This window comes from Rossellomorea sp. QJM3NY_18 (assembly GCF_056173145.1).
In genome coordinates, this window is the sequence record NZ_CM149659.1 from 2,871,027 (window position 1) to 2,895,154 (window position 24,128).

Annotated in this window: 24 protein-coding genes and 1 pseudogene; 4 read left to right on the forward strand and 21 right to left on the reverse strand. The window is 43.6% G+C overall.

All coding sequences use genetic code 11. The features are described 5' to 3' along the window. Nucleotides 1–16: 16 nt before the first annotated feature. From dnaJ to lepA, 6 genes are all read right to left on the reverse strand, one after another. A complete protein-coding gene (gene dnaJ, locus AC0VXY_RS14870; RefSeq protein ID WP_435990089.1) occupies nucleotides 17–1,147 on the reverse strand; it encodes a molecular chaperone DnaJ in 1,131 nt (376 codons plus the stop codon). A gap of 185 nt (nucleotides 1,148–1,332) precedes the next feature. Beyond that, the gene (dnaK, locus tag AC0VXY_RS14875; protein ID WP_435990088.1) at nucleotides 1,333–3,162 is read right to left on the reverse strand and encodes a molecular chaperone DnaK; all 1,830 of its coding nucleotides are present in this window, start codon (nucleotides 3,160–3,162) and stop codon (nucleotides 1,333–1,335) included. A 39-nt stretch (nucleotides 3,163–3,201) separates the two neighbouring features. Next, the gene (gene grpE / locus AC0VXY_RS14880; protein WP_475525693.1) at nucleotides 3,202–3,768 is read right to left on the reverse strand and encodes a nucleotide exchange factor GrpE; all 567 of its coding nucleotides are present in this window, start codon (nucleotides 3,766–3,768) and stop codon (nucleotides 3,202–3,204) included. 109 nt (nucleotides 3,769–3,877) lie between these two features. Then, nucleotides 3,878–4,912: a heat-inducible transcriptional repressor HrcA gene (gene hrcA, locus AC0VXY_RS14885; RefSeq protein ID WP_435994453.1), complete on the reverse strand. Its 1,035-nt coding sequence runs from the start codon at nucleotides 4,910–4,912 to the stop codon at nucleotides 3,878–3,880. 294 nt (nucleotides 4,913–5,206) lie between these two features. Continuing rightward, nucleotides 5,207–6,340 carry a radical SAM family heme chaperone HemW gene (hemW, locus tag AC0VXY_RS14890; protein ID WP_475525694.1) on the reverse strand — a complete coding sequence of 378 codons (1,134 nt, stop codon included), beginning with the start codon at nucleotides 6,338–6,340 and terminating at the stop codon, nucleotides 5,207–5,209. A 90-nt stretch (nucleotides 6,341–6,430) separates the two neighbouring features. Further along, nucleotides 6,431–8,263, reverse strand: coding sequence for a translation elongation factor 4 (gene lepA, locus AC0VXY_RS14895; protein ID WP_435990086.1), 1,833 nt, complete (start codon nucleotides 8,261–8,263; stop codon nucleotides 6,431–6,433). Between the two features lie 786 nt (nucleotides 8,264–9,049). Here lepA and AC0VXY_RS14900 point away from each other — a divergent pair. After that, nucleotides 9,050–9,265, forward strand: a pseudogene (locus tag AC0VXY_RS14900) (hypothetical protein). Here AC0VXY_RS14900 and AC0VXY_RS14905 read toward each other — a convergent pair. The 3 genes from AC0VXY_RS14905 to gpr all read right to left on the reverse strand — a co-directional run bounded on the left by AC0VXY_RS14905 (nucleotide 9,262) and on the right by gpr (nucleotide 12,171). Then, nucleotides 9,262–9,597, reverse strand: coding sequence for a DUF3679 domain-containing protein (locus AC0VXY_RS14905; protein ID WP_435990085.1), 336 nt, complete (start codon nucleotides 9,595–9,597; stop codon nucleotides 9,262–9,264). The pseudogene AC0VXY_RS14900 and the gene AC0VXY_RS14905 overlap by 4 nt on opposite strands. Nucleotides 9,598–9,615: 18 nt before the next feature. Continuing rightward, on the reverse strand, nucleotides 9,616–10,824 hold the full coding sequence (gene spoIIP, locus AC0VXY_RS14910; protein WP_475525695.1) for a stage II sporulation protein P: 1,209 nt from the start codon (nucleotides 10,822–10,824) through the stop codon (nucleotides 9,616–9,618). A gap of 237 nt (nucleotides 10,825–11,061) precedes the next feature. Further along, complete coding sequence (gene gpr, locus AC0VXY_RS14915) at nucleotides 11,062–12,171, reverse strand: GPR endopeptidase (protein WP_475525696.1); 1,110 nt, start codon at nucleotides 12,169–12,171, stop codon at nucleotides 11,062–11,064. A 202-nt stretch (nucleotides 12,172–12,373) separates the two neighbouring features. Here gpr and rpsT point away from each other — a divergent pair, with 202 nt between their 5' ends. Next, nucleotides 12,374–12,625: a 30S ribosomal protein S20 gene (gene rpsT / locus AC0VXY_RS14920; protein ID WP_435990082.1), complete on the forward strand. Its 252-nt coding sequence runs from the start codon at nucleotides 12,374–12,376 to the stop codon at nucleotides 12,623–12,625. Between the two features lie 39 nt (nucleotides 12,626–12,664). Here the strand turns inward: rpsT and holA are convergent, their stop codons facing one another. Then, nucleotides 12,665–13,693 carry a DNA polymerase III subunit delta gene (gene holA / locus AC0VXY_RS14925; protein WP_475525697.1) on the reverse strand — a complete coding sequence of 343 codons (1,029 nt, stop codon included), beginning with the start codon at nucleotides 13,691–13,693 and terminating at the stop codon, nucleotides 12,665–12,667. A 295-nt stretch (nucleotides 13,694–13,988) separates the two neighbouring features. Here holA and AC0VXY_RS14930 point away from each other — a divergent pair, with 295 nt between their 5' ends. Continuing rightward, nucleotides 13,989–14,123: a YqzM family protein gene (locus AC0VXY_RS14930; RefSeq protein ID WP_435990080.1), complete on the forward strand. Its 135-nt coding sequence runs from the start codon at nucleotides 13,989–13,991 to the stop codon at nucleotides 14,121–14,123. 152 nt (nucleotides 14,124–14,275) lie between these two features. On the opposite strand, the gene AC0VXY_RS14935 is transcribed toward AC0VXY_RS14930, so the two are convergent. The 3 genes from AC0VXY_RS14935 to AC0VXY_RS14945 all read right to left on the reverse strand — a co-directional run bounded on the left by AC0VXY_RS14935 (nucleotide 14,276) and on the right by AC0VXY_RS14945 (nucleotide 17,909). Beyond that, complete coding sequence (locus AC0VXY_RS14935; RefSeq protein ID WP_475525698.1) at nucleotides 14,276–16,552, reverse strand: DNA internalization-related competence protein ComEC/Rec2; 2,277 nt, start codon at nucleotides 16,550–16,552, stop codon at nucleotides 14,276–14,278. Further along, nucleotides 16,545–17,108 carry a ComE operon protein 2 gene (locus tag AC0VXY_RS14940; protein WP_435990078.1) on the reverse strand — a complete coding sequence of 188 codons (564 nt, stop codon included), beginning with the start codon at nucleotides 17,106–17,108 and terminating at the stop codon, nucleotides 16,545–16,547. The genes AC0VXY_RS14935 and AC0VXY_RS14940 overlap by 8 nt, the downstream gene beginning before the upstream one ends. A 78-nt stretch (nucleotides 17,109–17,186) precedes the next feature. Then, entirely contained in the window at nucleotides 17,187–17,909 is a 723-nt protein-coding gene (locus tag AC0VXY_RS14945; RefSeq protein ID WP_475525699.1) for a helix-hairpin-helix domain-containing protein, read from the reverse strand. Here AC0VXY_RS14945 and comER point away from each other — a divergent pair. Continuing rightward, nucleotides 17,893–18,714, forward strand: a complete 822-nt coding sequence (comER, locus tag AC0VXY_RS14950) for a late competence protein ComER (protein WP_475525700.1) — start codon at nucleotides 17,893–17,895, stop codon at nucleotides 18,712–18,714. The two genes, AC0VXY_RS14945 and comER, sit on opposite strands and share 17 nt — an antisense overlap. A 126-nt stretch (nucleotides 18,715–18,840) precedes the next feature. Here the strand turns inward: comER and AC0VXY_RS14955 are convergent, their stop codons facing one another. From AC0VXY_RS14955 to AC0VXY_RS14990, 8 genes are read right to left on the reverse strand one after another with little or no spacing between them, the layout of a single operon-like run. Continuing rightward, on the reverse strand, nucleotides 18,841–19,587 hold the full coding sequence (locus tag AC0VXY_RS14955; RefSeq protein WP_475525701.1) for a class I SAM-dependent DNA methyltransferase: 747 nt from the start codon (nucleotides 19,585–19,587) through the stop codon (nucleotides 18,841–18,843). After that, entirely contained in the window at nucleotides 19,588–19,941 is a 354-nt protein-coding gene (rsfS, locus tag AC0VXY_RS14960; protein WP_034757434.1) for a ribosome silencing factor, read from the reverse strand. 4 nt (nucleotides 19,942–19,945) lie between these two features. Next, nucleotides 19,946–20,512: a bis(5'-nucleosyl)-tetraphosphatase (symmetrical) YqeK gene (gene yqeK / locus AC0VXY_RS14965; RefSeq protein ID WP_435990073.1), complete on the reverse strand. Its 567-nt coding sequence runs from the start codon at nucleotides 20,510–20,512 to the stop codon at nucleotides 19,946–19,948. Further along, nucleotides 20,505–21,074, reverse strand: a complete 570-nt coding sequence (locus AC0VXY_RS14970) for a nicotinate-nucleotide adenylyltransferase (protein ID WP_435994449.1) — start codon at nucleotides 21,072–21,074, stop codon at nucleotides 20,505–20,507. The genes yqeK and AC0VXY_RS14970 overlap by 8 nt, the downstream gene beginning before the upstream one ends. A 14-nt stretch (nucleotides 21,075–21,088) precedes the next feature. Then, nucleotides 21,089–21,382 (reverse strand): ribosome assembly RNA-binding protein YhbY, encoded by a 294-nt coding sequence (gene yhbY, locus AC0VXY_RS14975; RefSeq protein ID WP_435990072.1) that lies wholly within the window; start codon nucleotides 21,380–21,382, stop codon nucleotides 21,089–21,091. A gap of 1 nt (nucleotide 21,383) precedes the next feature. Then, nucleotides 21,384–22,214: a shikimate dehydrogenase gene (gene aroE, locus AC0VXY_RS14980; protein ID WP_475525702.1), complete on the reverse strand. Its 831-nt coding sequence runs from the start codon at nucleotides 22,212–22,214 to the stop codon at nucleotides 21,384–21,386. Between the two features lie 10 nt (nucleotides 22,215–22,224). Further along, nucleotides 22,225–23,325 carry a ribosome biogenesis GTPase YqeH gene (gene yqeH, locus AC0VXY_RS14985; protein WP_475525703.1) on the reverse strand — a complete coding sequence of 367 codons (1,101 nt, stop codon included), beginning with the start codon at nucleotides 23,323–23,325 and terminating at the stop codon, nucleotides 22,225–22,227. Continuing rightward, complete coding sequence (locus tag AC0VXY_RS14990) at nucleotides 23,322–23,843, reverse strand: YqeG family HAD IIIA-type phosphatase (protein ID WP_435990069.1); 522 nt, start codon at nucleotides 23,841–23,843, stop codon at nucleotides 23,322–23,324. The genes yqeH and AC0VXY_RS14990 overlap by 4 nt, the downstream gene beginning before the upstream one ends. Nucleotides 23,844–24,128 lie beyond the last annotated feature (285 nt).

Sequence of the window (24,128 nt, forward strand, 5' to 3'; positions counted from 1 at the left end):
CAACTCCACTCTTTAGTTATTCGCCTTTAAAGGCCTTTTTTACTTTATCAAAGAAACTTTCATGCTGTTCATCAGGAATTTGACCGCTGATGTCAGCAAATTCTCTCAATAATTGTTTCTGTTTATCCGTCAGCTTGGAAGGGGTGACCACTTTCACCTGAACATGCTGATCCCCCGTACCGTAACCTCGAACATTCGGTACGCCCTTGCCTTTCAAGCGGAATCTCGTACTCGTTTGAGTACCTGCAGGGACTTTCAACTTTACTTTACCGTGTAAGGTCGGTACTTCAATTTCATCACCCAATGCGGCCTGGGCAAACGTTACAGGCATTTCGCAGTATATGTCATCACCGTTACGTTCGAAGAAATCATGTGAACGGACGTGGAAAACTACATACAGGTCACCTGCAGGGCCGCCATTAATACCCGGTTCTCCTTGACCTGTCACGCGCAGCTGTTGTCCATCATCGATACCAGCAGGGATCTTAACAGCGATTTTACGGCGTTTCTGTACTTTACCTGCACCGCCACACGTTGAACATTTTTCCTTGATTTGTTTACCTGTACCGTTACAGTAGTGACAAACCCTTCTGTTCACAATGCGGCCGAATGGTGTATTCTGTTCAACATTCAATTGACCGGATCCATTACAGTGAGAACATGTATTGACCTTTGTACCAGGCTTCGCTCCCGAACCATGGCACGTATCACACTCTTCTTCTCTCGGAATTTCGATTTCGGTTTCTTTCCCGAATACCGCTTCTTCAAATGTCAGAGACATTGTGTATTGAAGGTCCGCTCCTTGACGGGGAGCATTTGGATCTCTTCTCCGGCCCCCGCCGCCTCCACCGAAGAATGTGTTGAAGATATCCTCGAAACCACCGAAACCGCCGCCGCCAAAGTCTCCTCCGCCGCCGAATCCCTGGTTAGGGTCCGTGTGTCCGAAACGATCATACTGAGCGCGCTTCTGATCATCACTTAACACTTCATACGCTTCCGATATTTCTTTGAACTTTTCATCCGCATCCGCTTCTTTATTAATATCCGGATGATATTTTTTGGAGAGCTTGCGGTATGCTTTCTTCATTTCGTCTTTTGAGGCGTCTTTTCCAACCCCAAGAACCTCATAATAGTCCCGTTTACTCATTAAAACACCACTCCCGAATCCTTTGCATAAAGGTTATTTTAACATTGAGCTTCGACTATTATCAATAAAAACTCAACATTCCTTACTTTAGTTTGTGTCTGTTGATTGAAGGTTTCCTTCAATCATAGAAAAAGTCAAAGCCAAGAACCGCCCTGACTTTGACTTTTTCGTTCGTTTACACCTGATTATTTCTTATCGTCATTTACTTCTTCATATTCAGCGTCGACCACATCGTCATCTTTCGAAGCTTCGCCTTCAGCGCCTTGTGCTGCCTGAGCTTCCGCTTGAGCCTGCTCATAAAGCTTCATCGTTAAGCTTTGAACGATTTCCTGCAATGCGTCTTTCTTTTCGCGGATAAGATCAAGATCATCTTTCTCGATCGCTTCTTTCAGTTCAGCTTTTGCATCTTCCGCTTTTTTCACTTCATCTTCTTCTACTTTGCCTTCAAGATCTTTTAACGTTTTTTCCGTTTGGAAAACAAGTTGGTCTGCTTCGTTGCGAAGTTCAACTTCCTCTTTACGTTTCTTATCTGCATCGGCATTTTCTTCGGCTTCTTTCACCATGCGCTCTACTTCATCATCTGAAAGGCCTGTAGAAGATTTGATTGTGATGTTTTGCTCTTTGCCTGTTCCAAGATCTTTCGCACTAACATTCACAATACCGTTCTTATCGATATCGAATTTCACTTCGATTTGTGGTACTCCACGCGGTGCCGGTGGAATGTCCGCTAATTGGAAACGTCCAAGCGTTTTGTTATCAGCAGCCATCGGGCGCTCACCTTGTAATACGTGAATGTCAACAGCCGTCTGGTTATCAGCGGCAGTTGAGAATGTTTGGGATTTAGACGTCGGGATCGTTGTGTTACGCTCGATCAGCTTCGTAGATACCCCACCCATTGTTTCGATACCAAGTGATAGTGGTGTAACGTCAAGTAATACAACGTCTTTTACATCTCCAGTCAGAACTCCACCTTGAATGGCTGCACCCATCGCTACAACTTCGTCAGGGTTAACACCCTTAGATGGCTCTTTACCTGTTTCTTTTCTGATCGCTTCCTGTACTGCTGGGATACGAGTCGATCCCCCAACAAGGATGATCTTATCGATTTCACTTGCAGAAAGACCGGCATCTTTCATTGCTTGACGAGTTGGTCCCATTGTACGTTCTACAAGGTCAGAGGAGATTTCATCGAATTTCGCTCTGGATAGAGTCACTTCCAAGTGAAGGGGTCCTGCTTCTCCAGCTGTGATGAAAGGAAGTGAGATTTGAGTTGAAGTCACTCCTGAAAGATCTTTCTTCGCTTTCTCAGCAGCATCTTTCAAACGTTGAAGAGCCATTTTATCCTTAGAAAGATCGATTCCGTTTTCTTTTTTGAATTCAGCAACAAGGTAATCGATGATCACTTGGTCAAAGTCGTCTCCACCAAGACGGTTGTCACCGGCAGTCGAGCGTACTTCAAATACTCCGTCACCAAGTTCAAGGATGGATACGTCGAACGTACCGCCACCAAGGTCATATACTAGAATTGTCTGGTCCTGATCCATTTTATCAAGTCCATATGCAAGCGCTGCAGCAGTCGGCTCATTGATGATACGCTCTACTTCAAGACCTGCGATTTTACCTGCGTCTTTTGTTGCTTGACGTTCTGCATCGTTGAAATAAGCAGGTACAGTGATGACCGCTTTTTCAACTGTTTCTCCAAGGTAATCCTCTGCATATGATTTCAAGTGTTGAAGAATCATAGCTGAGATTTCCTGTGGCGTATATTCTTTTCCTTCTGCTTCTACTTTATGGTCAGTTCCCATGTGACGTTTCACTGAGATGATTGTGTTAGGGTTTGTGATCGCTTGACGCTTTGCTACTTCCCCAACTTGCTTTTCACCATTTTTGAACGCTACGACTGAAGGAGTTGTGCGGTTTCCTTCTGCATTTGCAATGACTTTCGGCTCTCCGCCTTCAAGTACTGAAACACATGAGTTTGTTGTACCTAAGTCAATACCGATAATTTTACTCATAGTAAGAATCCTCCCTGTTTTGTATATGTAATGTCTTGTTTATTGACTGACCTTCACCATGGAAGGACGAATTACTCTATCTTTCAATTTGTATCCCTTTTGGAATTCCTCAACAACGATATTACTATCGTAGTTTTCATCTTCCACCTGCATGACAGCTTGATGCATATGAGGGTCAAACTCCTGACCTACCGCTTCAATTTGTTCCACACCCTCTTTCTTGAGGGCTTCCACAAGACTTCTGTGAACCATTTCCATTCCTTGAAGCAGTTGTTTCGTTTGCTCATTATCAGCTTCTATATTCAAAGCACGTTCGAAATTATCCAGTGCCGGTAATAGTTCCGTAATCAGTCCTTGAGCACGATATTTTTCCTTCGATTCATTTTCCACGGTAATGCGACGGCGGAAATTATCGAAATCGGCTCTTAAACGAAGATAACGATTTTCAGACTCATTCAGCTTTTCCTCTAATTGTGAAAGCTCATCTGATTCTTGCTGCTCTTCAAGCACTTCCTCAGCTTGAGGTTCTTCAGCGAACACTTCTTCCACTGCTTCGCCTTTTTCCTCTTTCGCTTCCTGCTGCTCTTGTTTCGTTTCTTCAGACATAACATTCACCTCCTTAAAAATGTGATCCTGCCAGCGTTCGTATGAAGGCGCCGAAACGTCTGTTCAGACACGCTTTCGGGGCCATATTTTCCTTTATACAATATGTCCACTAATCCTCACTTTGATACAGCTTCGTCAGAACCTTGGACATATCGTTTGAAAAGAAATTAAGTAGACTGACGACACGGGAATACTCCATCCGGGTAGGCCCGATGATCGCAATGGAACCTAATTGTTCTTTGCCAATCGAATAAGTAGCGGTTATGAGACTGCAATTCTCCATAGCAAGATGATCGTTTTCTTTCCCGATCTTGATGTTCACCCCTGTGGCAGATGGGCGGATCAGGTTATAAATGCTTTCTTCCTGTTCGATCATTTCAAGAAGCATGCGGACCTTTTGTACATCATTAAATTCAGGCTGATTCAGGATATTGGTCTTTCCTCCAAAGAAAAGCTTATCCGTGACGGTTGGATTAAAGGAGTCCGTTAGGGAGTGGAGGATAAAATCATAATTCTGTATATGCTCTTTCAGTAAAAGAGCGACTTCTTTAAAGATTTTATCGTTTAACTCACTGATCGGAACACCCGTCAAGCGGTCATTTAATATGTGTACAAGCTTTTCAAGCTCTGATGCATCCATTGTCGGCGGAATATGGAACAGTTTATTTTCAACATGTCCGTTATCCGTGACGATGATGGCAATGGCCGTATCTTTGTTAAGAGGAATCAGCTGAATTTTTTTCAGCTTGTTTTCCTTTAAATCTGGCCCTAAAACAATCGTTGTATAATTGGTCAGCTCTGAAAGGATCTTCGCCGATTTCTGGACCACTTTCTCCAATTCATACATGCGCTCAGTAAAGATGGAGCGTAGTGCATGGACGTCATTCTTTTTTAATTTCTGTGGAGAAAGCAAGTGATCCACATAGTATCGATAGCCCTTTTCTGACGGTACGCGACCTGAGGATGTGTGGGTTTTTTCTATAAAGCCCAAATCCTCAAGATCTGCCATTTCATTACGGATCGTAGCTGAACTGAATGAAATCTCATCTTTTTTAGACAAGCTTCTCGAACCGACAGGCTGGGCAGACAAAATAAAATCATCAATGATCACTTGAAGAATTAGAAGTTGTCGATCTGTTAACAACATTCATCACCCCTGTTAGCACTCTACTAAGATGAGTGCTAAATCTAATTAATAAATTATCAAATCAGTAAAGGGATGTCAATATATTAGATTGGGTCTTTTCATTGGCCTTTTAAAAATAGCGAGTGGTGGTTGATTTCCGCTGCAGGTGCTCGCTTTCCGCGGGGCGTGAGTTGAGCCTCTTCGGGCTTCGCCCTGTGGGGTCTCAACATTCACGCGTTTCCCGCAGGAGTCGAGCACCTTCCGCTTCAATCAACTTAATTAGCATAAGCTAACCCGCACATTAGAACACAACTATTCGATTACACCCAGGAATGATTGAAATACTTCGTTTCCAAGGAAACGGCCCTGTTTTGTAAGTGCTATTCTCTCTTCATTTACTGAGAGCAGTCCGCGCTTTTCCATTTCTTCGATGGATGGGCCAAAGACGGATTCTATGCTCGATCCGAATTTTTGTTGGAAAATGGTTTTACTTACGCCTTCCACTTTACGCAACCCTAGGAACATTTCTTCTTCCATCATTTCGGCTTTGGTGACTTGATGCTCCTGGATGGTCGGGAGGGAACCTTCTGAAATTGGGTCCATGTATTTCTTGAGCGGTCCGTAGTTGGAATAACGTACTCCGTTTATATATCCGTGTGCACCTGCTCCTAAACCATAATATTCATTATTGTCCCAGTAAACGAGATTGTGTTTGCTTTCAAATCCCGGTTTGGCAAAATTACTGATCTCATATTGATTGATCCCATACTTCTCCATCGTTTCGATCAGGATCTCGTACATGGCTGCTTCCTGGTCCTGTGACGGGAGTGACAACTTACCCTTTCTCATCAAGTTATAGAAAACCGTTTTCGGCTCTACGATGAGCGAGTAGGCAGAGTAATGAGGAAGATCCAGGTCAAGCGCTTTTGTTAGTGTATCCCGAAAGTCCTCTTCTGTTTGCCTTGGAAGACTATAGATCAAATCAATGCTGATGTTTGAAAACCCTACTTTTTGAGCGTTTTCTACTGACGTATAGACATCTTCACTTTTATGGGTACGACCGATTCCTTTCAACAGTTCATCATTGAAGGATTGAACCCCGAAACTCAACCGATTCACACCGTTCTCCTTTAACACTCGAAGTTTCTCCTGTGTTAAATCACCAGGGTTTGCTTCGAAGGTAAATTCACCCTTTTCAAAAGGCAAATGGGTCGTGATGGATTTACACAGCGTATCGAGCTGCCTTGCATCCAGAGACGTCGGCGTACCACCGCCGACAAAAATGGTATCCAGTTTCTCAGAAGCTGAGACTCTATGTTTCATTTCCTGACCCAGGCTGATTAAGTATTCATTTACGGGCTGACCTTCCAGGAAAACTTTATTAAAATCACAATAGTGGCAGATATGTTCACAAAAAGGAATATGAATATAAGCTGATTTAACCAAGATTATCCCTCCTTTGGGGGCATTCATAGAGAAAAGGGGGTAAGCTGTGCTTGAAAAACAAGCCACTTTCCCCCTTTATCTGCATGACGATTATTTTTTATCCGTATCATCCATTTTCAGGACGGCCATGAAGGCTTCCTGCGGAACTTCAACATTCCCGACGGACTTCATACGTTTTTTACCTTCTTTTTGTTTATCAAGAAGCTTACGTTTACGCGAGATATCCCCACCATAACATTTTGCCAATACGTTCTTACGGATGGCTTTAATGGTCGATCTTGCTACAATCTTCTGTCCGATCGCTGCCTGGACGGGTACTTCGAATTGTTGTCTGGGAATTAATTCCTTCAGTTTCTCTACAATCAATTTCCCGCGTTCATAAGCAAAGTCACGGTGAACGATAAAGCTGAGAGCATCGACATTTTCAGCGTTCAGCAGGATATCCATTTTCACAAGCTTGGATTCCTTGTATCCAATCAGCTCATAATCAAATGAAGCGTATCCTTTCGTATTCGATTTCAACTGATCGAAGAAATCATATACGATTTCAGCAAGCGGGATTTCATAAACGATATTCACTCGTGTATCATCCATATACTGCATATCGATGAAGTTCCCGCGCTTTACTTGACAAAGCTCCATGACGGCACCTACATAGTCGTTCGGAACCATGATCGTTGCTTTGACATAAGGTTCTTCAACATGATCGACCTTTTGTGGATCCGGCATCATAGATGGGTTATCCACTTTCACTTCTTCACCGTCTGTCAATTTCACATGATAGATAACGCTTGGTGCCGTCGTGATCAGGTCGATTTTGAATTCCCGTTCGATACGTTCCTGAATGATCTCCATATGAAGAAGACCCAGGAATCCACAACGGAATCCAAACCCTAATGCCTGTGAAGTTTCAGGCTCGAATTGAAGGGCAGAGTCATTTAATTCAAGCTTTTCAAGCGCTTCTCTCAAATCGTTATAGCGATTTGAATCAATCGGATATAAACCGCAATAAACCATCGGATTCATTCGGCGATAACCAGGCAATGCTTCCTGTGCAGGATTATTGGCAAGGGTGATGGTATCCCCTACACGGGTGTCTCCAACGTTCTTGATCGCTGCAGTCAAATATCCGACATCCCCGACTGTCAATTCTTTCTGACCCGTCGCTTTCGGAGTGAAGACGCCGATCTCGGTCACTTCAAACTCTTTCCCTGTCGCCATCATGCGGACCTTATCCCCTACTTTGACGCTTCCATCCATTACACGGATGTAGGCAACGACTCCACGGTAGGCGTCATATAAAGAGTCAAAAATAAGGGCTTTCATTGGTGCATCGGGATCCCCTTGAGGAGCCGGCACCTTTTCTACCACCTGCTCAAGGATCTCTTCAATCCCGATTCCGGCTTTGGCTGAGGCAAGGACCGCTTCAGATGCATCAAGACCGATAACATCTTCCACTTCCTGACGAACTCTCTCGGGATCGGCTGCAGGAAGGTCGATTTTGTTGATGACTGGCAGGATTTCCAAGTTATTATCCAAAGCAAGATACACGTTTGCAAGCGTCTGGGCTTCAATCCCCTGAGCGGCGTCCACAACTAGGACAGCTCCCTCACAAGCTGCTAAACTGCGGGATACTTCGTATGTAAAGTCTACATGCCCCGGTGTATCAATCAGATGGAAAATATATTCTTCCCCATCCTTCGCCTGATACTTTAATTGCACAGAATTTAATTTAATGGTGATTCCACGCTCTCTCTCAAGGTCCATGGAATCCAGCAATTGGGCTTTCATTTCACGCGCCGTCAATGCTTTCGTCTTTTCTAATATACGATCGGCAAGGGTAGATTTCCCATGATCGATATGAGCAATAATGGAAAAGTTTCTTATTCTCGATTGTCTCTCTAATTTCTCTTCACGGTTCATTATTCGTTCAACTCCTGTTATTTCCACACATGTACACTATTTTGAATTATAGCAGTAGACTATATATTATTCAATGTAAACTAAAGGGTCTATCGGGAATTGACCGATTTCCTTGCATTTCGCGAATCTACCTGCCTCGTGAAACATGAAAAAAGGGATGCTGGAACAAAAGTGTTTAGTTAAAAGAATATCTGAATGATCATTCGAAATTCATTTCTGAAAATCGAAATCGTTCGGATAGATCATTTTGATGTAGTGAGTAGTGGTTGATTTCCGCTCCAGGTGCTCGCTTTCCGCGGGGCGTGAGTTGAGCCTCCTCGGGCTGCCCTGTGGGGTCTCAAGATCCAGCTACGGTGGCTAGCCCCTCGAGGTCATAAGCTAAATGGTCCAAGAAGGCACAAAGACGCCTTCTTAGCCCATTCATCTTATACTTGTCGGGGCTGAGCAAGCCACCTCCGCTTTTCAGGCTTTTCCGCGTTTCCCGCAGGAGTCGAGCACCTTCCGCTCCAATCAACTTTCCAAGCGTAAGGTTTCACTATAACAATTTAATGTCGAGATTACCTATTGCATACATCAATTCTTATCTCATAGTTGCAGTGACCGTAACCGTTACTTATATAAATTCTCTTCCTAACCTGATGTGAATGACTCATTTTGCTTCGACAGACCCAAAATAATCGAACATTCGAAAACTATAGTCTGTGTACAAATAACATAAACCTTGATGAATGACCCTTTTATTATTATAGCTAAAGCATATTCAGTGTATGTAGTAGGATCTAGCTATTGATTGGAGTGCAAGACGAAGACTCCTGCGGGAAAAGCGGAATAGGTAAGACCCCGCAGGAGCGACATGCTGTGAGGAGGCTTGCCTTCCGCCCGAGGAAAGCGAAGTCTTGCATGGAAATCAATAGCGGTGTGGCAAGCAAACCTAACTAATTTTTTGATTGTTCGTCTTTAGAGGAAATAAATTTAGTTATGCCCCAGCTTCTTTACGTTTAAATGAGCGAAGAAATCACATCCACTATTTTATTGGTGATGCTTTCGATGGTATTCGCTATGACTTTTCCGATGGAAGAGAATACATTAAAGGCTTTCATTTCTTCTAGCTTCTCTTTCTTTTCATTCAGCGTTTTGGAATCTACCTCATTCCCGAGGAACGATGCCTCGACATTTCCATCCCCGTTCTGATTGACACCGACAGGAGAAGTAAAGTTCTGCTGTTCATGTCCCTTCATATCCACGATTCCTTGATTGGCATATTGCATCCCGATCAGGACGCCGATAAATAATGCCGTGATAAGAAATGCACATTTAAAAAAGAATTTCGTCATGTTCATCCATCCTTTTCATTACTGCCTTACAGCAGGTGTAGTGAGTGAATCATCCACCTTTTCTGCCTGCCAGTAGTACTCAGCGAATACATCAGTGAATGCCTTCGCAGTCCTCTCCAGCTCCTCAAATGTATTATCCACCCCTCCGAATTCCAGGAGCATGGCGTTTCCGGAAAGGTCCTGATTGAATTTACCGTTTGTGCCACTTCCCTTTTTCGCAATGACACCACGTGAAATCCCTTTATAATGCGATTCCAATCGCTTATGAAGTTCAGTTGCCAGTTTCAGATTCTGTTCATAGTTCGGATGCTCTTCCCCAACAACAAATGCAAGCTTTGCGTAAGGTTTGCCCCCTATCGCCACGGTCGTCATATCTCTCCTCTGTGAATCCCGGTGAATATCCATCATATATAACAAATCTTTATTGCTGGTCATGGCTGCCTGCACCAGCGGCCGCGACTCCTGATAAGCCGCCCAGTAGTCAAGTCCCTTATGGTTTAAGTTTTGGATCACATCGGTCTTATTGATGCTCGTCCCTATCCCCTCGTCTTCCAAGCCCGTCTTCACCATTTCCCCCACCCTGGTGACATTGATCTTGGAATGCATGGCGGAATCCGGTTTGGACACTCCATCCAGATAAGGAAGATAGGATTCCCGCGTATGTGTGAAGTAAAGAAGGACCGTCTTTTTATTTCCCGTGGATAAAGGTGGCATCACGTCTCCGCCCTTTTGATTGGTTTCCTTCAGATCCCCGACATTCTTGAGTGGTGCTTCATTTTCAACTTCGAGAGCTTCGGGTGGGGGAACCGATTCAATCGGCATATTCGTAAAGTCCGTCCCTTCCCCTGCCACCAGGATATCGCCGTCGAAAATCGAGAAACCCGGCAGTTCACGACCTAGAAAGCTTCGGGGATCTTCGAAACTTACGTTGGTGGCCACCTGAAAGAACATGGATGACAAGCTGGGGAGTGCCTGATCCTCTTCTGGCAATATTTGATTGAAGGACCGGTTTTCCAGCGCCAACATTTTATATAATGTCTCTCCCTTCACACTGGAAGCCGCCTGGTTCAACGAATTTGACGTTATTCTAAATTCAGGGTTCAAAGAAGTGAGGATACCGATCATTGAAAAAACCGAGAGCAATCCTGCAATGAAGATCAGCGTCCCTTTCAGTATCGTAGACATTTGAATGGCGATGACATAGTTAGAGTCTTTGTATGATCTCATTCTCCCACCCTTTCTTTTCTCTACTCTAGTACAACCTATGACATTGATAGAGATAGTAGAACTGTATGTAGTAGTCATTATGAGATGATTGATAGAAAGTTAAACGGTGGAGTCTAGTATTTTTCGTGATGGAATGGTGCTTTTTGGTTGGATTTTCATGAGAAAGGGAAACTTTTTCCCATAGTAAAAACGCCTCGAGGTCCACACTTCCCCTCAAGGCGTAATCATCTAAATCCACTATCTCGTCTGATACCCCGTATTCGCCTGATTCACCGCATCATGGAGCGCGGCATTGAGGCCGCTTGCGATGAGGTTCGCCATGTCCTCCATGAACACATCCACTTCTTTCGGGGTGACCATCAGGTTATGGCCGATCGGAGAAAGGACTTCATGTATCAATTTTCGTTTTTCCTGATCTTCAAGGGTTCCGACGATCCCCATGAAGGTTTGTCGATGCTGTTCTTCCGGGAGGTCTTCCTCGGTTAGCTTCCTTCTTTCACCGAAGCTGAGTCCTGCAGGAGCAAGGGATCGTGAGGGACGGTCACCTTCTCTCATTTCTTTCCCAAAATGTTTCAAGAGGAAATCCACTGTATCGCTGACGATAGTCACGGCATCCAGTACAGTCGGAACACCGATGGCAATGACGGGAACACCCAACGTTTCCTGATCCAGCCCTTTTCGTTTATTCCCCACTCCGGACCCTGGATGGATTCCGGTATCTGATATCTGGATCGTCGCATTCACGCGTTCAATCGACCGGGAAGCCAAGGCGTCGATGGCGATGATAAAGTCAGGCTTTGATTTCTCCACTACTCCGAAAATGATATCACTCGTTTCAATCCCTGTTAGTCCCATGACACCCGGAACGAGGGCACTGACCGGTCGATACCCTTCTTCCACCGATTCCGGCTGCAGTTCAAATAGATGTCTCGTCACTATGATGTCTTCACATACCCTTGGACCCAATGAATCCGGGGTCACATTCCAGTTGCCGAGGCCGACGATCAAACAGCTAGCATTTTTACCGATCTTGTTATTGATCAGGAATTGATTGAATTCATTGGCGAATATATTTTCGACCTTCTGTTGCAGCTCTGTATTTTCCTCACGGATACCATGAGCCTCGATGGTCAGATAGTTACCGGGTTTTTTTCCGATTTTTTCTTCCCCTTCTGGCGTGACCGTGACCAGGGAAACCTTCACTCCATCTTCTTCTTTTTCTTTAATCATGACACCCTGAATGGAGGACGTATCCTCCGCTTTATCACTGACGACCATTTCCCTTGCTTCAACGGCAAGATCGGTACGCACACAATATTTACTAAGATCGATTTCTTCTTTTTTCATTTCGACTCTACCTCCAGGCTTGGGATATTATCCAGTATTTTTATATGTTTACCTTTTTGGTATGTGTTCATTCACTTGTTTAATTTCGCTCCATAGTATTGCAATATCACTGTCCGTTTGGTAAAATATCATTTGTTCTTATTGTTTAGGAATTTAAATCGAGTCACATAGAATCTCGATCCTTTTCTAGGAGGTGACAGGAATGCCAAACATCAAATCAGCTATCAAACGCGTAAAAACAAACAACGAGCGTAACACTCAAAACGCTGCAGTAAAATCTACTATGCGTACTGCTATCAAGAAAGCAGAAGCAGCAGCGACTAACAGCGCTGACAATGCGAAAGATCTAGTAACTGAAGCGGTACGTCAATTAGACAAAGCAGCTCAAAAAGGTCTTATTCACAAAAACGCTGCAGATCGTCAAAAGTCTCGCCTAATGAAAAAAGCGAACTAATTGAAAAAAACCACCGAACCAAATGGTCCGGTGGTTTTTTTATGTAAAACTTTGATCATGAAGTTTAAACAGGAACATTTCGATCATCAATTCTTTTTTGATCTTTCCTGTTTTGATTTCATAATCCCCTTGTGAAAGGGTATCGATGATATGGGCAAGCTGCTTATCATTGAAATGCTTCGCCTGTCCCGCTGCGAGTTTTACCCTGAACGGATGCACTTTCAAAGTGGAAGCAATTTTTTGTTGTCCGTATCCCCTTCGCGAAAGTTCCTTGGCGCCATAAATAAGGCGGAACTGCCCTGCAAGGATCGCCAGGATTTTAAGCGGTTCTTCGTTTTGCTTGAGCAGATCGTAATAGATCCTTAATGCCTCATCGATCCTTCTTTGAACAACTTTGTCCACTAATGTGAAAATATTTTGTTCCAACGACCTGGCCGTCAATCGTTCGACGACTTCCACATCGATCCGGTTGGTGTCGCTTGCATATAAAGAAAGCTTATCCAATTCCTGAGTGAGCATCATCAGATTTGTGCCTGCTAATGTCAGCAGTAATTCGACGGCATCTTCATCGATCTGAACACTATTCCCGGCAGCACGCTCCCTTACCCAGGATTTCAATTCATGCTCATTCAACTTTTTGGCTTCGACAACTTCAGCACTCTTTTTTAAGGACTTGGTGATCTTTTTACGCTCGTCCAGTTTTTCATAATTCGCCGTGATCACAAGGATCGTGTACGGTGCAGGTGATTGTATGTACTGTTCAAAGCGCTTGATATTATGTTCTACTTTTTCTTTAGTTTTTTCAGCAGTCAAAAAAACGGGGTTTTGGATAACGACGACTCTTCTTTCTCCCATGAACGGAAAGGTCTCTGCGTCTTCTATCGCTACTTCTATCGGTGTTTCCTCCAGGTCATAGCTGGAAAAATTAAAATCCATTTCTTCTTCTGAAACGGCACTTGAAACAATTCTTTGTTTCGTTTCATTAATAATAAATGACTCATTTCCGTAAACTAAATATATAGCGGCAAATTGAGATTTCTCTATTTTTTTCCATGTATCAATAACCAAGTCAGCACTCTCCATTAAGTCTTTTCTCTACTCTATGGTAAAAAAGCTTTTTGGATTTGGCAAGGGGTAAAGGGGACATCCCTCATATAGGACACCCCCTATATCTATATTAACGCTAACGGATAAGACCTAGGAACCTTATCCGTCAAGCGGTATTTCCTTTGTATTGATTAGTGTCACCACGTGCTCTCAAAGTTATGGGTGACAACTCTTGTCAATAAAGGAAAAAGTAAAGGGAAGTATAGATTTTTCAGTAACGTTGTTCTATACTAGAATAGAAATAGGAGGGGTAGTTGTGAACCAATTTGAAAAGAATGTACAATCAAAAAGAAATGATGCTGTAGATTCTGGCGTCGGCTTCGGTGTTTCTTTTGGTTTCTTTGCCGTAATGTTCATTATTGCAACAGTTATCAAAACGATTGGCTCTTAATGAAAAATAGGAGGCAGGCCTGAAAGATTCCGGTTACTTCAATTTCCATATATGGTACTGACCGTATCATAAGGATGCTTTGAAGGCGCCTGATTCTTCCTCGATGGGTCTGCCCCTTTTTCATTAGCGCTTAATTTGTTTTGTTCTACATCCTATGGCAGGTGGGCTGAAAACGTTCCTTTTTTATCCCAAAAACGATAGGTGATTGCCCCGCTCACTGACGTACTATAAATCGTCATTCCCCTTTCCTTTAATCGCTCCACCACTTCAGGGTGGGGGTGTCCGAAGCGATTGGTTTCTCCCGCGGAGATCACCGCGACTTTCGGGTTCGTTTCATTCAGGAACGCTTCCGATGTACTGGTATTGCTGCCATGATGACCGATTTTCAACACATCCACAGGCAGATCGAATGTTGTAACAAACGCTTTTTCCCCTTCCTTCTCCAGATCACCCGTAAACAACCATTTCTTTGATCCGAATTGACCGTATAGAACAATGGAGTCATTATTCCCTTCATACTCAGCATCAAGGGGGGATACGATATGCAGCCCATCACGGTCTCCACGCCATCTATCCGGATACATCGCTTCTTTGACAGAGATCCTTTTTTCCTGAGCCATTTTGACAATCCTATCCACCTCCACCTTCTCACGGCTGCCGGGACTGATCAATAATTCTCCGACTTTCATTTCGTTTAATACCGCTTCCGCTCCCCCTGTATGATCAAGATCTCCATGAGTTAAAATCAATGCATCAATGGAAGTGATTCCCTTACTTTTTAAAAAAGGCACCACAATGTCCTCCCCTACTGAAAACCGGTTTTCTTTCTCCTCCCATTTTTCTTTAGGGAACGTCACTTCCCCTCCTGCATCAATTAAATATGTGCCATGGTTGTATGGCAGATCGATCAGGGTTGCATCTCCCTGACCTACATCAATGAAGACAATCTCTCCATAAGGATGGTAGTTATTCAAGGAGAGATGAAAGACGGTAAAAAGAAAAAGCAGAACGATGGAAAGGTATTTTCTCCTCTCTATCCCAACGAATACAAAATAAATAAGAATGAGATACCCCAGGAGAAGAACAGCATTCGGCCTCCCCATTATCAAGGTGCTAAATGGAAAAGAAGCAACGGCAGAGGATAACCATTGAATTCCTTCAAGAAGAATTTGATAAGGGATCATGGACCATCCAGCCGATACTACTGAAATGAAGAGATAGGTGAGGATGGCCATCGGAAGGATGATAATGGAAAAAAGGGGGACATATAGGATATTAGTCAGAAAACCGATCAAAGAGAACTCATAGAAATGATAGATCACGAAGGGGATGGAAGATAATTGGGCCACCATCGTGACGGTGACCATTTGTTTGAAGGAAGAAGACGCCTGTAAAATGGTCCGGGAAGAAAGCACAAGTGAAAAACTGACTGCGAATGAGAGCTGAAAGCCCACATTGTAAACCGAGAATGGATCGTATAAGACAATGAGAAGGAACACTGTGGCCAGGCTATCGATTACACCGATATTCCAGGAGGTCTTTTTGCCGAGGATGAGGATAATCAGCATGAAGGATGCACGTACAACAGAAGGAGAGCCACCCGTCAATATAATATAGCATAGAAGAAACATAATCCCTGTCCAAGATGCCGCTTCCCTCGTCAGGCCTATCCTTAGCAATAAATAATGAAGGATCGCAAACAAAAGTCCCACATGAAGACCTGAAATGGCAAGGAGATGAACGACCCCGAGCTCCCTGAATGCCTTCAGTGTATCCTCTGTAATCATCCCTGTCTCCCCGAACAGTAATGCCTGTGTGATACCAACCGTTGAAGAGGGGAACTCCTGTTCAATTCTTTTTAATCCTTGAAATCTAAGCTGTGTAAGGGCATGTTTCCAGGTGCTTCGATCCACACATCCCTCAAATCCCTGTACCTCAAGGATCCAATATACCCCTTGATGGGACAGATAGTTTTTATAATTGAATGAATTTGGATTTTTACCCGGCTGAGGTTCTGCCACCTGTCCTTTAACATTGCAAACAAAACCGGGATTTATTTCTGAAAATTTCCGTTTTTCCTCTTCGGTATAAAAATAATAACGAAGCAGGATTTTCTCATTCTTCACTTTCGCAAATGAAACAAAGGAGCTTCCGTCAATGGTGGGGATCTCATCTATAAATACTTGATGGGTTGAAGGTTCAGATTGCGGGGTAAGATCTGATTTCTGGTTTTTCTCATATAAAAAGGTGTGAAAGTAAGAAATGATTACCAGGAGAAATGAAACGAAAAGGATGGTACGGGGCACTTTTCTGAGGAAAAGGGATAGGATGAGGAGAACAAGGACGACAGCACCCCAAAGAAATTGAAGTGCCAGCAATGTCCCTGATAGAGCCGACAACGCCAAATAGATGCATAAGCCTCTACTCATTAAAAAGCTTTATGTATTCTTGCTCATAATAGTGAAGCTTCTCCTCGGCAACTCCCTGTTGCCTCAGATCCTCTATCAATCGGATCATGAGCGTTGCTTTTTCCTTGTGTTTCACATCGATACTGCTTTCCTGGAAAGGCACTTTTTCCACATGGACGTCTGCCTTTTTGAACAGCTCGATGGCGTACGGATGATTTTTATAATCTTTTGCATAGTAAACTGTTTTGATACCCGCCTGTATGAGCGCCTTACAGCATTGAAGGCAAGGGAAATGCGTAACGTATATGTCCGCATTCTCCGTCCCTACCCCGAACTTAGAACATTGCAGGAGTGCATTCATTTCTGCGTGGATGGTCCTCACACAGTGATTGTCAATGACATAGCACCCTTCATCTATACAATGATCTCCGCCTGCTATGGAGCCATTATAGCCTCCTGCAATGATCCGCTTATCACGGACGATGGTTGCCCCCACCGCCAGTCTCGTACACGTGCTGCGGAGGGCGAGCAGTTGACTTTGAGCCATGAAATATTGATGCCATGCAATTCTTTCCATCCCCATTCTCCCTTCTCTTGTTTTGCGTTTTATTTTAATGCTTGTTTAAGTGTATAAATACTACCTGCATTTCGTCAATCATTGGACAAAAATATGTTCTTTTAATTTCTCGAAAGTTTTTTCTCCAATTCCTGAAATGTTTGTGATTTCTTCAATGGATTTGAACGGACCATTTTCTTCACGGTATTGGATAAAGGTGGCTGCTTTCGATGGTCCTATTCCAGGAAGGGTCTCGAATTCGGCTTCTGAGGCTGTATTGATATTGAGTTTATCCTCTCCTGATTCCGGACCTGAAGAAACAGGGGCAGGAAGTGACTGAGGCGTCGTTTCCATTTCACCGATTTTCGGGACATAGATCATCATTTCGTCCGTCACTTTAACGGCGAGATTCATCAACTTTTTGTCTGCATCCTTTGTGAATCCACCGGCCATGTCTATGACGAACTTAAGCCTGTCTCCCTGCTTGACTTCATAAAGACCGGGATTCACCACCTCACCCTTTACGTCCACAAACACTTTTTCAGGACTCTTCGCTATTTCAGGATTTTCAGGCTTTTCAGGCACTTTCACTTCTGCTGCTGCAGTAAAGGAAGGTTCTTCAACGGGAGCCTCCCCGGCATTTTTCAATATATACCCAATCAGGAAAACGGCACAAATCGCGAGGATCACAAGGATGGTTCGGTACTTTTCGATTAAGGACTGCATGGAAATCACCTCTGTTGGAATATTCATTGCATGGAATTCATACCCTTTAGGAGAGAGTGGGAAAGAAGGAGGGCTGAACATGAAAATAGGTATCATCGGAACGGGAAACATGGGGAAAATCATTATTGAAGCTCTCATTGAATCACAGGCGATTTCTCCTTCACATCTTCATATTACGAATCGTTCATTAAAAAAAGCCGAGGATATAAAAGAGAAATTCCGCAACGTGAACATAGCTCGTACGAATGAAGAGGTCATTTCTTCATCTGATCTGGTCTTCATCTGTGTCAAGCCGCATGATGTGTATGATGTGATTCAAGAGAATAAGAAAAACTTCACAAAGGACAAATGTGTCGTTTCCATCACAAGCCCGGTAAGTGTGAATCAATTGGAATCCTTATTACCCTGTTCCTGCGCACGATTCATTCCAAGCATCACAAACCGCGCACTGAGTGGTGTGTCACTTCTAACATATGGAAGTCATTGTTCAGATAAATGGAGACGGGAATTAACGAAGTTTGCCGGACAAATCTCTACTCCAGTCGAGATTGAGGAAAATGTAACTCGGGTAGCGTCTGATATCGTCAGCTGCGGGCCGGCTTTTTTCAGTTATGTGACGCAGAGATTCATTGATGCTGCAGCGGAAGTGACTGAGATAGATTCTGAAACAGCAACTGTCCTCGCTTCTGAAATGCTGGTGGGTCTTGGGGACCTGCTGAAAAAGAACATCTATACGTTACCGACACTTCAAGAGAAGGTTTGTGTAAAAGGAGGGGTGACCGGGATAGGGATTTCTGTAATGGAAAGAGAGTTGGGAGATGTCTTCGAGAAGCTATTTGAAGCCACGCAGGAAAAATTCGTGGATGATATTGAAGGAACCAAATCACAGTTCGGGGTCTAGGAAGATTACCCTTTACTTAATACTTCGACATAAATTGATTTTTCCCTTCTTTTTTCTAAAATTTCAATCCTGTCTTCAACGAAGATAAGCCGGATCGCTCTCATTTTGAGACGACCCGGCTTTTGATTATTTCTTTTTACACGCGAAGAAGATTCTCTCACTCTTATCTGACGGAGATTCTTCCGTAAAGTCCGCTGTTATATTCAACACATCGAATCCGATGCGGACGAGCCACTCCTTTACCATAAGGATTGGATAGGTACGCTGTTTGTGCAATTCTTCCACTCTCTCGTACTGTCCGGTTTCCTCATCTTCCACGAAAAAAGTCAGTTCATGTTCCACACTATTGGGAACTTCACCGGGGAAGCAATCCCATATATAGGATACCTGTTCATCTGACAGGGTAAAGGTTTGGTTCATGAATATCTGCGTCATTTTGTAAATGGAATGCACATCAAAAAGGAATAGCCCATCCTGCTTTAGATGGGCATAGACCCTATTAAATGTGTTCTCCACGTCATTCTCGTCTTCCAGGTAATTCAATGAATCACAAAAAATCGTAATGATGTCGTATTCACCAAGGGAATCGAGTCTCGACATATCCTGTTGAAATAACTGGATCTGAACATTCTGTGCCGATGCCTTTTCCTGAGCGATGGTGAGCATGTCCTGAGACAAGTCGACCCCCGTCACATCATATCCGTCACGCGCTAGCCTCAACGATAATTCCCCTGTTCCACAAGCGATATCAAGAACTTTCTTCCCTTGGATCGAATAATGTTCTGCCTGCCGGTTCACATATTCCAACCAGCCGTCGTATGGGACGTCCTGCATTAAATAATCATATACATAAGCAAAACGCTCATAGCTCATTTAGAGGTTCTCACCTTGTCCGACCTCGACGAATGATGCGTCTCCCCATAAACGTTCAAGATTATAGTAACCTCTTTCTTCTTTATGGAACACGTGAGCGACGACATCGCCTAAATCAACTAATATCCAGCGTGCCTGGTCAAATCCTTCCAGTCGTTTGACTGTGTACCCCTTTTCTTCTGCTGCGTCTTTCAATTCACGCGCGATCGCCTGTACCTGTTTGTCCGAGTTTCCGTGGCAGATCAGGAAATAATCCGCAATCAACGAAACACCTTTCATATCCAATACAACAATATCCTCAGCGCGTTTATCATCAGCAGCTTTAAATGCTAATTCTACTAAATTTTGTTCCATTCCTTCATCTCCTCTGATTTAATGTCAGTTCATTGTAAAAGCGAAATGTATCCGGATAGATCGCTTGATTCTTTTTCATAAGAAACGTGATCGTATTCTGAAGAGCTTTAATGAGTGCAAGGTCCAATGATTCCTTAGCAAGCTCCCTCACTTCTTCCACCCCAGGGAACCTGCGATTCGGCTCAATATAGTCAGCTAAATAAACCACCTTGTCGAGTACCGTCATCCCCTCTTTCCCGGAAGTATGGAAGCGGATGGCATTCAGGATATCCCGGTCTTCTATCCCGATCTCACGTTCAACAAGGATAGCTCCTACGGGCGCGTGCCATAACTCGCCATTATATAGTAAAAGATCCTTTGAAAGACTCTCCCTTTCAATGATCCCCTGCATTTCCTGTTTATCCCGAAACTTTGCATAGTCATGAAAGATCGCAGCTGTTTCAGCCTTTTTCTCATCGGCTCCATATCGTTTCGCAAGCTCAATGCTCGTCTCCATTACACCACATGTGTGAATGTAGCGATGTTCAGTCAAATGCTTTTTAACCATATCGAGTGCTTTTTCCCTATTCATATAACTTCTCCTCCTTGATAAATCGATACACGTCGTCCGGAACCAAATAGCGAACCGATTGTCCCTTATTTACTGTGTCACGAATGTAAGAAGAAGAAAGGTCGATGGCCGGCACTTCGATCAATTGTACGTTAAAGGAAGTCTCATGGGTATAATCCGGACGATTGACCCCGATGAACTTCACCATAGTCTGAAGCTCATCGATTTTATACCACTTCGGGAGATACTCGATCATATCTCCGCCTATGATAAACGAAAATTCGGTGTTCTCTTCTCTTTCCATCAAAAGCTTGATGGTGTCATATGTGTAGGAGGCACCCTGACGTTCGAGTTCGATCCGTTCAATGGAAAAACGGGGATGACCCCCAATGGCTGCCTCTAGCATCCGAAGCCGTTGATCCACTGTTACCCTTTCATCCACCTGTTTGTGGGGAGGTACATGGTTAGGAAGAAAGCGGATTTCATCTAATTGTGCCTTTTCTAACACCTGCTCTGCAATGACCAAGTGACCCATATGGGGAGGATTGAATGTCCCTCCCAGAAGTCCAACCTTTTTTTTCATCATCGTATCGATCCTTATCTTGGCAGGATTAATTGCTTGTTTTCTTTCGATTCTTTGTATAGGACAATGGTATTTCCAATGATCTGGACAATTTCAGCCCCTACACCTTCCGAAAGTTCCTGTGCAACGTCAGACTTATCCATATCACAGTTTTGAAGGATGCTGATTTTCATCAATTCCCTTATTTCAATTGCTTCACCGACCGTTTTAATCATATTATCGTTGACTCCGCCTTTTCCTACTTGAAAAACCGGATTTAAGTGATGTGCTTCTGAACGTAAAAACCTTTTTTGTTTACCTGTTAACATGTTAACCTCCTAGTTGTTGTAAAACGGTGTCCCTCATAATGGAATAGGACGGAAAGATTCCAGTCCACTTCTTAAATGAGTGGGCTCCCTGATAAACGAACATATCGAGTCCGTTTTGAGTCAGGGCACCTTTTTGTTTAGCCTGCTTCAGTAATGATGTTTCCAGTGGATTATAGATGATATCCGAGACGATGCTCCCCTGCTTTAATTCATTGACCTTTATCGGACTGTCTTCAATATGAGGAAACATGCCGATAGACGTCGTCTGGATGATAGCATCATAATGGTGCAATTCGTTCTCGGCAGCTTCAAGGGTAAGGAACGAAGAATCCAACGGAAACGGGCAGGCTTCCATCATCTTCATTGCCCTTCCCGGGGTCCGGTTGGTGACATCGATCTTCCTTACACCCGAAGAGGCAAGTGTATAATATATGGCCCTGGCTGCACCGCCGGCACCGATGATCAGCATCGACTTGTTTTCCAGACGATCACCGGCTATCTTCTTCAAGCCTTCAACAAATCCAAGACCGTCTGTATTATATCCAATCAGCTTCCCATTTTCATTTGCGATCGTGTTGACAGCTCCGATGGCTTCTGCCAATGGATCGATCCCATCGAGGAGGGACATGACTTGTTCTTTATGAGGAACCGTCACATTCACTCCCTGAATTCCCAAGGCTTTGATTCCACGGATGGCGTCGGGAAGCTGCTCTTTCTTTACATGAAATCGAACATATTCAGCGTTTATTCCGTTATCTTCAAACGCGCGATTATGCATCAAAGGAGACATTGAGTGAGCAATCGGGTCCCCTATCACACCATAAAGAGCCACAGAATCCCTCCTAGATCAATGATTTTCGTAAAAAGACGCTGACACCTTTCGGAACATGAGCGGCAATGGTCGCTCCAGCGTCATTGACGGTAATCCATCCCAATCCTGAAAAAACGATATCCGTTTTCGCTTCTTTGATCCTAAACTCATGCCTCACAAGTGGAGGGAATGTATCCATATCGTCTTTTCTTGGAGGCTGCAATAATTCTCCCGCATGATTTTTATAGAGTTCATCCGCCTTTTCAATCTTCGTTCGATGGATGGACAGCTCATTTGAGAAATAGCAAGTAAACGGCTGACGCTCACCAGCCATGAAATCAAAACGGGCCAATCCACCGAAGAACAAAGTTTGTTCCGGATTCAATTGGAACGTTCTGGGCTTGATTTCTTTTTTAGGCGTTATGATTTTCAAATCCTGTTTATCTACAAAATGGGCCATCTGATGATGATTGATGATGCCGGGTGTATCGATCAATGATTCTTCATCATCCAAGGGAATTTGAATCATATCAAGAGTCGTACCAGGGAAGTGTGAAGTCGTGATAACATCCTGCTCCCCTGAGACATGTTTGATGATGCGGTTGATGAAAGTGGATTTCCCTACGTTTGTACATCCTACCACGTATACATCTTTTCCATTACGATATTCCTCGATCGCTTCGATTGCCTCAGCGATCCCCTGCCCCTTGGAAGCGCTCACCAATTGAACGTCAATCGGTTTCAATCCCAACTGACTTGCTTCATGCTTCATCCAATGAATCAGCTTGGAGTGTTTCACCGATTTCGGCAATAGGTCCACCTTGTTTCCTATCAGAAGGATCGGATTGGACCCGACAAACCTGTGTAGACCCGGAAGCCAGCTTCCATTAAAGTCAAAGATGTCTACCACTTTGACAATAAGCCCTTCAGAGTCACCAAGCTCATTCAGTATTTTCAGGAAATCATCATCAGTCAACGGAACATCCTGTACTTCATTATAATGCTTTAATCTGAAACAGCGCTGACAAATGATCTCTTCTTTTTGAAGAGCAGAAGGAGGCGCATAGCCCATACCTTCTTTATTTTCCGTCTGGATTTCAACGCCGCATCCTATACATACAACTTCACTCAATTTTTGTCCTCCCACTCAAGCATGCCTTTACGCTTGAAAAAGTTCATGATTCTGCGTTCTACCTGACGATTGAACTTTGTAAAGAAACCATCCGATTGAGCCACAGGCACGACCAGTATCGTATGGAAGCCACTGCGGTTTCCACCTAATACGTCCGTTAATAGCTGATCGCCGATGACAACCGTCTCTTCCTTCTTTACGCCCATTTGTTTGATCGCTTTCTTAAAAGCACGGCCCATAGGCTTTCGTGCCTGGAAGATGAATGGGACACCCAAAGGTTCGGAGAATGCCCCTACGCGGTTTTTATTGTTATTGGATACAATGGTCACAAGGATCCCCTGCTCCTGCATGTCCTTGAACCATTGGATCAATTTCGGAGTGGCGTTTGGCCTGTCCCACTCCACCAACGTATTATCCAAGTCGGTAATGACGGCCTTGATCCCTTTTTCCTTAAGATGCCCCGGGGTGATACTAAAAATATCCTGGACCTGTTCATTGGGTAAAAACTGCTTAATCACATGCTACACCTCAAATTTCTTTATCGATTATATGATGAACTGCTTTCGATATATTTTCATTAGATGAACGTTCCACGACTAGAGGAAAGATTTCTATAGTATACCTTTAACCTATAACAGATTAATGATAACCAATTTTACATACAGATTCAAAATAAATCATATATATTCCTGGAATTCCAAACATATTCTTATAAGAAATAAATATTTTTCGACAAATTTCCAGTTTTCCGCATACTTGTGGATAACCTTATTCACATTATACAGAACACAAACAAGCTTTAT